The organism is Phenylobacterium sp. (genome assembly GCF_020253645.1).
GTDB lineage: Bacteria > Pseudomonadota > Alphaproteobacteria > Caulobacterales > Caulobacteraceae > Phenylobacterium.
The window spans coordinates 1-6,994 of sequence record NZ_JADCBG010000223.1 but is presented as its reverse complement, the minus strand read 5'-3'; the positions used below and the strand labels follow the sequence as shown (position 1 = coordinate 6,994).

Genomic DNA, 6,994 nt, shown 5'->3' with positions numbered 1-6,994 from the left:
GGGGGAAGTGGCCTTCCGGGCCCCGGAAGTCAAGCCCGGCTTGCCAACCGGGCCCGCCGGGGCGATCAAGGCGGCATGCCTGAAACCCGCCGCCTGCTGCTTGTGGCCGCCGCCGCCCTGATCGATGTCGATGGCCGGGTCCTGATCTGCCAGCGCCCCGAGGGCAAGGCCCTGGCGGGTCTCTGGGAGTTTCCCGGGGGCAAGGTGGAGGCGGGCGAATCACCCGAGGCCTGCCTGATCCGCGAGCTGTCCGAGGAGCTGGGCATCGAGGTCACCGAGGCCTGCCTCGCCCCCTTTGTCTTCGCCAGCCACGCCTATGAGGACTTCCACCTGCTCATGCCGCTCTACCTGGTGCGCCGCTGGAGCGGGGTGGTGACGGCGAAGGAGCACGCGGGCCTGGCCTGGGTGAAGCCGAACCAGCTGGGCGACTATCCCATGCCGCCGGCGGACGCGCCCCTGGTGGCCTGGCTCCGGGACCTGATCTGAGCTTGGCGGGGCTGGTTGAAGCCCTGGCTGATCTCGTCCTGGCCCGCGCCGACCGGCCGGGCTGGGTGCTGGGCCTCTCCGGGGCGCAAGGTTCTGGAAAGTCGACCCTGGCGGCGAAACTCGCCTCGATCCTGGAGGCGGAGGGCCGATCCTGCGCCGTCCTGTCCCTCGACGATGTCTACCTCGGCCCGGAGGCGAGGGCGGGCCTGGCCCGCCGGGTCCATCCTCTCTTCGCCGTGCGCGGACCGCCGGGCACGCATGACCCAGCCCTGGCCCTGTCCGTCCTGGAGGCCCTCGGCGGTCCTGGGCCCGTCCGCCTGCCGCGCTTCGACAAGGGGCGCGACGTCCCCGTCCCTGAGGCCGCCTGGCCGGTCTTCGAGGCGCCTGCCGACGTCGTGATCTTTGAGGGCTGGTGCCTGGGCGCCCGGCCCGATCCCTCGGCGGCGGCCTCTGCGCCCATCAACGCCCTCGAACGCGAGCACGACGCGGACGGGACCTGGCGCGGGGCGGTGGAGGCGGCGCTGGCGGGCCCCTACCAGGACCTTTTCGAGGCCCCGGACCTGACGGTCTTCCTGCGGGCGCCGGACTTTCCCACCGTCCACCGCTGGCGGGGCGAGCAGGAGGCGGCTCTGGCCCGCGTCCTCGCGGCCGGCCGCCCCGGACGGGCCATGGACGCGGCCGAGCTGGACGACTTCCTCGCCCGCTACGAGCGGATCACCCGCCGGCTGATCGTCGATCCGCCGGGGGACATCGTGGTGGACCTCGCACCCGACCGGACGCCCGGGCCGCTTCAGCTGCGCTGAGGTTTCGTACCCGGGACCGACTGCTCGACCGCGCCGAGGGCGTCCGCCAGCCGCATCTTCGCCGAGCCCGGCCGCAGGGGCTTCTGCTGGGTCTCCGAGGGCGACCAGCCGGTGAGGGTCAGGATCTCGAAGGTGGCCGGCAGGCGGCCGTCAGGGTCGGCGAAGTCCCGGGCGTAGATCTCGCAGGCTCGGGCCAGGACGGCGCGGGTCAGGGGCCGGGGGTGGCGCTCGGCCAGTACGGAGGTCTCGCCCATCCGGCGCAGGTCGGCCATCAGCCGCAAGGGGTGGTCGTAGCGCACGGTCACCCGGTCGACGTCGGCCACCGGCAGGGCGAAGCCGGCGCGCTGGAGGAGGCCTGCGGCGTCTGAGGGGTCGGCGAAGGGGGAGACGCGAGGGCCAGCCCCGCCGGTCAGCTCCAGCTCGGCGGCGGTCAGGGCCTGGCGCAGCTCGGTCAGGGTCGCCCCGCCGAACAGGGCGCCGATGAAGAGCCCGTCGGGCTTCAGGGCCAGCCGCGCCTGGACGAGGGCGCCGATCACGTCGTTGGCCCAGTGCAGGGACAGGGTGGAGACGACGAGGTCCAGGCTTGCGGCCGCGAAGGGCAGGCGCTCCTCGTCGGCCTGGACGCGCATCCCGCCGCGACCGGCCAGCATGGGCCCCGACAGGTCCGCCTCGACCAGCAGGCCCACCCGGGGCGCGGCGTCGCTCTGGGCCAGGGCCTGGGCGAAGGCGCCGTTGCGGGCCCCGAGGTCGACGGCGCGGGGGAAGTCGCGCATGATGGCCTCCAGGCGCATCACGAGGTCGCCTGCGGCGCGGCGTTTCAGGAAGTCGGCCCCGGCGTATCCCGGGGCGGCCCTGTCCAGCCGCCGGCGCAGGAGCTCGCGGTCGAAGATTCGCGGGGGCGAGGCGGAGGGCGGCATGGGCCGCAACAATGAACGCTTCGGCCAGGCATGGGAACCCGCCGGCCCCTTCAGACGCGCCGGCCGGGTGGCGCTGGACCTCATCTACCCGCACCGGGCCCTCGATGATGACGCGCCGGTCCAGACGCCGGGCCTTTCGGTCGAGGGCTGGAGCCGCATCGCCTTTCTGGATGACCCGGTCTGCGACGGCTGCGGAACGCCCTTCGAATTCAGCCTCGGTCCCGGCGCCCTCTGCGCCGCCTGTCTGGCCAAGCCCAGGGCCTTCGACCGGGCCCGCGCCGCCTGCCTCTATGACGACGCCTCGCGCGGCCTCATCCTCCAGCTCAAGTACGCCGACCGGACGGACCTCTCGCGCCTCTTCGCCTCCTGGATCTCGCGCTCGGCCCGGGACCTGCTGGCCGGCGCTGACGCCATCGCGCCCGTGCCGCTTCATCCGTCCCGCCTGTTCAGACGTCGCTACAACCAGGCCGCCGAGATCGCCCGGCCACTGGCGAGGCTCTGGTCCCGGGACTACCTGGCCGACGTCTTGGTCCGGCGGCGTGACACCGGCGCTCAGGCCGGGCGCTCCGGGAGCGGTCGGCGGCGGAACGTGGCGGCCGCCTTCGCGGTGCCCGAGGGCCGACGGCGACTGGTGGAGGGTCGGCGCATCCTCCTCATCGACGACGTCATGACCACCGGGGCGACGCTGGAGTCCTGCGCCCGGGCCCTGCGGGCCGCGGGAGCCGCAGGGGTGGACGCCGCCGTCATCGCCAGGGTTAAAGACCCGGCAAGCCTCACCATATAGTCTGGGCGCAAACCGGAGGGAGAGCCGAATGGCCGCCGTGACCATCTACACCAAGCCCTTCTGCCCCTACTGCGTGCGGGCCCTGGGCCTCCTGGAGCGCAAGGGCGCCGAGGTCACCGAGATCGAGGCCGCCTTCGACGCCGGCAAGCGTGCGGAGATGCTGAAGAGGTCCGGCGGGGCGGCCACATACCCGCAGATCTTCATTGGCGACCGGCACGTGGGCGGCTGCGACGACCTGCATGACCTTGAGGCGCACGGCCGCCTTGACGCGCTGCTTGCGGGCTGAGGGGCGTGCGCGTCGCCCTGGTCCAGACCCGGACGCCGGCCACCCAGGCCGCCGCCTTGGATCACGTCCTGCCGCTGGTGCGGGAGGCCGCAGACTCTGGCGCGACGCTGATCCTGACGCCGGAGGGCACCAACATCCTGCAGAAGGACCGCGAGCGCCTGGCCGCCGCCCTGACGACGGCTGATGCCGACCCGGTGGTCTGCGGCCTGCGCGACCTGGCCCGGGACCGGGGGGTCTGCGTCCTCATCGGCTCGGCCCTGGTGGACGCGGGCGCGGACAAGGCCGCCAACCGCAGCCTGCTGTTGGGCCCCGATGGCGAGGTCGCAGCCTGGTACGACAAGCTGCACATGTTCGACGTGGACCTGCCGACCGGCGAGACGGCCCGGGAGAGCGCGGCCTACGCCCCAGGGGACCGGGCGGTCACCGCCCTGGCCGGGCAGGCCCGGCTGGGCCTGACCATCTGCTATGACATGCGCTTTCCGGCCCTCTACCGGGCCCTCGCCCTGGCGGGCGCCGAGGTGATGGCGGTTCCCGCCGCCTTCACCCGGCCCACCGGCGAGGCGCACTGGGAGATCCTGCTACGCGCCCGGGCCATCGAGACGGGGAGCTTTGTCCTTGCCCCCGCCCAGGGCGGCTTCCATGAGGACGGGCGCGGCACCTGGGGGCGCAGCCTGGCGGTCGGGCCCTGGGGCGAGGTGCTGGGCGTCCTGGACCATGATGACCCCGGCGTCCTGGTGGTGGACCTTGACCTGCCGGCCGCCGGTCGGGCTCGCCGGTCCATTCCCGCCCTCGCCAACGCCCGCGCCTTCACCGGTCCGGAGCCGATTTCATGATCCGCTATGCCCTGGTCTGCGGCGCCGGCCATGACTTCGAGGGCTGGTTCGGCGGGTCCGACGACTTCGACGCCCAGTCCGCCCGGGGGCTGATCAGTTGCCCGGCCTGCGGGTCGAGCGAGGTGCGCAAGCAGATCATGGCCCCGGCGGTCGTGACGACCAAGGGCCGGGAGGCCAAGTCCGCCGGCCCCAGCCGCGAGATGATGATGGAGATGGTCAGCCGCGTGCGCAGGCACGTGGAGGACAACTTCGACTATGTCGGCGACGCCTTCGCCCGGGAGGCCCGCGCCATTCATGAGGGCAGGTCCGAGGAGAGGGGCATCTTTGGTGAGGCGACGCCCGAGGAGGCCCGCGCCCTGATCGAAGATGGCGTCCCTGTGGCGCCCCTGCCGCAGGCGCCGCCCGACCGCCGCGATCTCAACTGATCCCCTTCGCCGGCGCCGACGTCGGGCCTTGTGTTGCGAAGGCGCCACACTACATCCCCGTCATGGTGGTTGCGCTTGATCAAGGCGACCGCCGGAATTCCGCCTCACGAGGGGACACATGAACATCGACCAGTATTCCGACCGCGCCAAGCAGGCCGTCCAGTCGGCCCAGAGCCTCGCCCTGGCCCGTCGTCACCAGCAATTTGCGCCCGAGCACCTGCTCAAGGTCCTGCTTGAGGAAAAGGATGGACTCTCCCGCGCCCTGATCCAGAGCGCCGGAGGCCGACCCGACGCCGTCGACCAGGCCGTCGACGCACTGCTGGGCCGCCGGCCCCGCGTTGAAGGCGGCTCCGGTCAGATCTACCTCGCCCCGGAATCCGCCAGCGTCTTTGCAGCGGCCGAGGCCGGCGCCAAGGCCGCGGGCGACGCCTTCGTGACCACCGAGCGTCTCCTGATCGCCATTGCGAAGGAGGGCGGTGAGGCCGCCAAGGCCCTGCGCGAGGCGGGCGCCGCGGAGGCGGCCCTCGAGGAGGCGGCGAAGACCCTTCGCAAGGGCAAGACGGCCGATAGCGCCTCGGCCGAGGAGGGCTATGACGCCCTCAACCGCTATGCCCGCGACCTGACCCAGGCTGCACGGGATGGCAAGGTCGATCCCGTCATCGGCCGGGACGAGGAGATCCGCCGGACCATCCAGGTCCTCTCGCGCCGGACCAAGAACAACCCCGTCCTGATCGGTGAGCCCGGGGTCGGCAAGACCGCCATCGTCGAGGGCCTGGCCCAGCGGATCGTCAACGGCGACGTGCCCGAGAGCCTGAAGGACAAGAAGCTGCTGGCCCTGGACATGGGCGCCCTGATCGCCGGGGCGAAGTACCGCGGCGAGTTCGAGGAGCGTCTCAAGGCGGTGCTGAACGAGGTGACCGCCGCCGAGGGCTCCGTGGTCCTGTTCATCGACGAGATGCACACCCTCGTGGGCGCCGGCAAGACCGATGGCGCCATGGACGCCTCCAACCTGCTCAAGCCGGCCCTGGCCCGCGGCGAGCTGCACTGTGTGGGCGCCACCACTCTCGACGAATACCGCAAGCACGTGGAGAAGGACGCCGCCCTGGCGCGGCGCTTCCAGCCCGTCTTCGTCTCCGAGCCGACGGTGGAGGATACGGTCTCCATCCTGCGCGGCCTGAAGGAGAAGTACGAGGTCCACCACGGGGTGCGGATCACCGACAGCGCCATCGTCGCCGCCGCCACCCTGTCCAACCGCTACATCACCGACCGCTTCCTGCCCGACAAGGCCATCGACCTCGTTGACGAGGCCGGCAGCCGGGTGCGCATGGCCGTGGACTCCAAGCCCGAGGAGCTGGACGAGATCGACCGGCGGGTCGTTCAGCTGAAGATCGAGCGCGAGGCCCTGACCAAGGAGAGCGACGAGGCCTCCCGCCAGCGTCTGGAGAAGCTGGAGGACGAGCTCGATGACCTCGAGGGCCAGTCCGCCGAGATGACCGCCCGCTGGAAAGCCGAAAAGGAGAAGGTCTCCTCCGCCGCCCAGGTGCGCGAGGCCCTCGACCGCCTGCGCGCCGAACTGGTGGCCGCCCAGCGCCGGGGCGACCTGCAACGCGCCTCGGAGATCGCCTATGGCGAGATCCCGCCCCTTGAGAAGCAGCTCGCCGAGGCCGAGCAGAAGGCCGCCGGCGACGCCGTCAGCCCTGAGGTGGTGGACGCCGCCCAGATCGCCGCGGTGGTCTCCCGCTGGACGGGCGTGCCGGTCGACAGGATGCTGGAGGGCGAGCGCGAGAAGCTGCTCCGCATGGAGGACTCCCTGCGCGGCCGGGTGGTCGGCCAGGAAGAGGCCCTCGAGGCCGTCTCCGACGCCGTCCGCCGGGCCCGCGCCGGCCTGCAGGATCCCGCCCGGCCGATCGGCTCCTTCCTCTTCCTGGGCCCGACGGGCGTGGGCAAGACCGAGCTGACCAAGGCCCTGGCGGAGTTCCTGTTTGACGACGAGTCCGCCATCACCCGCCTCGACATGAGCGAGTACATGGAGAAGCACTCGGTCAGCCGCATGATCGGGGCGCCTCCCGGCTATGTCGGCTACGATGAGGGCGGGGCCCTGACCGAGGCGGTGCGCCGCCGGCCCTATCAGGTCGTCCTGTTCGACGAAGTCGAGAAGGCCCATCCGGACGTGTTCAACGTCCTCCTCCAGGTGCTGGACGACGGTCGCCTGACCGACGGCCAGGGCCGGACCGTGGACTTCCGCAACACCCTCCTGATCATGACCTCCAACCTGGGCTCGGAGTTCCTGGCCAGCCAGAAGGAGGGCGAGGATGTCGAGGAGGTGCGGGGCGATGTCATGGGCGTGGTCCGCGGCCACTTCCGGCCCGAGTTCCTGAACCGGGTGGATGAGATCATCCTGTTCCGCAGGCTGGGCCGGGCGGAGATGGACAACATTGTCCGCATCCAGCTGAAGCGCCT

General features: G+C 71.9%; 8 protein-coding genes. 7 read left to right on the top strand and 1 reads right to left on the bottom strand.

Features of this window, described 5'->3' with window-relative positions:
• Positions 1–75 precede the first annotated feature (75 nt).
• The gene (locus tag INE98_RS14315; protein ID WP_293539772.1) at positions 76–486 is read left to right on the top strand and encodes a (deoxy)nucleoside triphosphate pyrophosphohydrolase; all 411 of its coding nucleotides are present in this window, start codon (positions 76–78) and stop codon (positions 484–486) included.
• Positions 487–488: 2 nt separating this feature from the next.
• The gene (locus INE98_RS14310) at positions 489–1,289 is read left to right on the top strand and encodes a kinase (protein ID WP_293539771.1); all 801 of its coding nucleotides are present in this window, start codon (positions 489–491) and stop codon (positions 1,287–1,289) included.
• On the opposite strand, the gene INE98_RS14305 is transcribed toward INE98_RS14310, so the two are convergent.
• Positions 1,277–2,206, bottom strand: coding sequence for a methyltransferase domain-containing protein (locus INE98_RS14305; protein ID WP_293539770.1), 930 nt, complete (start codon positions 2,204–2,206; stop codon positions 1,277–1,279). The genes INE98_RS14310 and INE98_RS14305 overlap by 13 nt on opposite strands.
• Between INE98_RS14305 and INE98_RS14300 the strand changes: the two genes are divergently transcribed.
• From INE98_RS14300 to clpB, 5 genes are all read left to right on the top strand, one after another.
• The gene (locus INE98_RS14300; RefSeq protein ID WP_293539769.1) at positions 2,205–2,990 is read left to right on the top strand and encodes a ComF family protein; all 786 of its coding nucleotides are present in this window, start codon (positions 2,205–2,207) and stop codon (positions 2,988–2,990) included. The two genes, INE98_RS14305 and INE98_RS14300, sit on opposite strands and share 2 nt — an antisense overlap.
• Before the next feature lie 28 nt (positions 2,991–3,018).
• Positions 3,019–3,276, top strand: coding sequence for a glutaredoxin 3 (grxC, locus tag INE98_RS14295; protein WP_293539768.1), 258 nt, complete (start codon positions 3,019–3,021; stop codon positions 3,274–3,276).
• Positions 3,277–3,281: 5 nt separating this feature from the next.
• Positions 3,282–4,109 (top strand): carbon-nitrogen hydrolase family protein, encoded by an 828-nt coding sequence (locus INE98_RS14290; RefSeq protein ID WP_293539767.1) that lies wholly within the window; start codon positions 3,282–3,284, stop codon positions 4,107–4,109.
• Complete coding sequence (locus tag INE98_RS14285) at positions 4,106–4,534, top strand: DUF1178 family protein (protein WP_293539766.1); 429 nt, start codon at positions 4,106–4,108, stop codon at positions 4,532–4,534. Before INE98_RS14290 ends, INE98_RS14285 begins: the two co-directional genes overlap by 4 nt.
• A 118-nt stretch (positions 4,535–4,652) precedes the next feature.
• Positions 4,653–6,994: ATP-dependent chaperone ClpB (gene clpB, locus INE98_RS14280; protein ID WP_293539765.1), on the top strand; the 2,342-nt coding region annotated here is incomplete at its 3' end.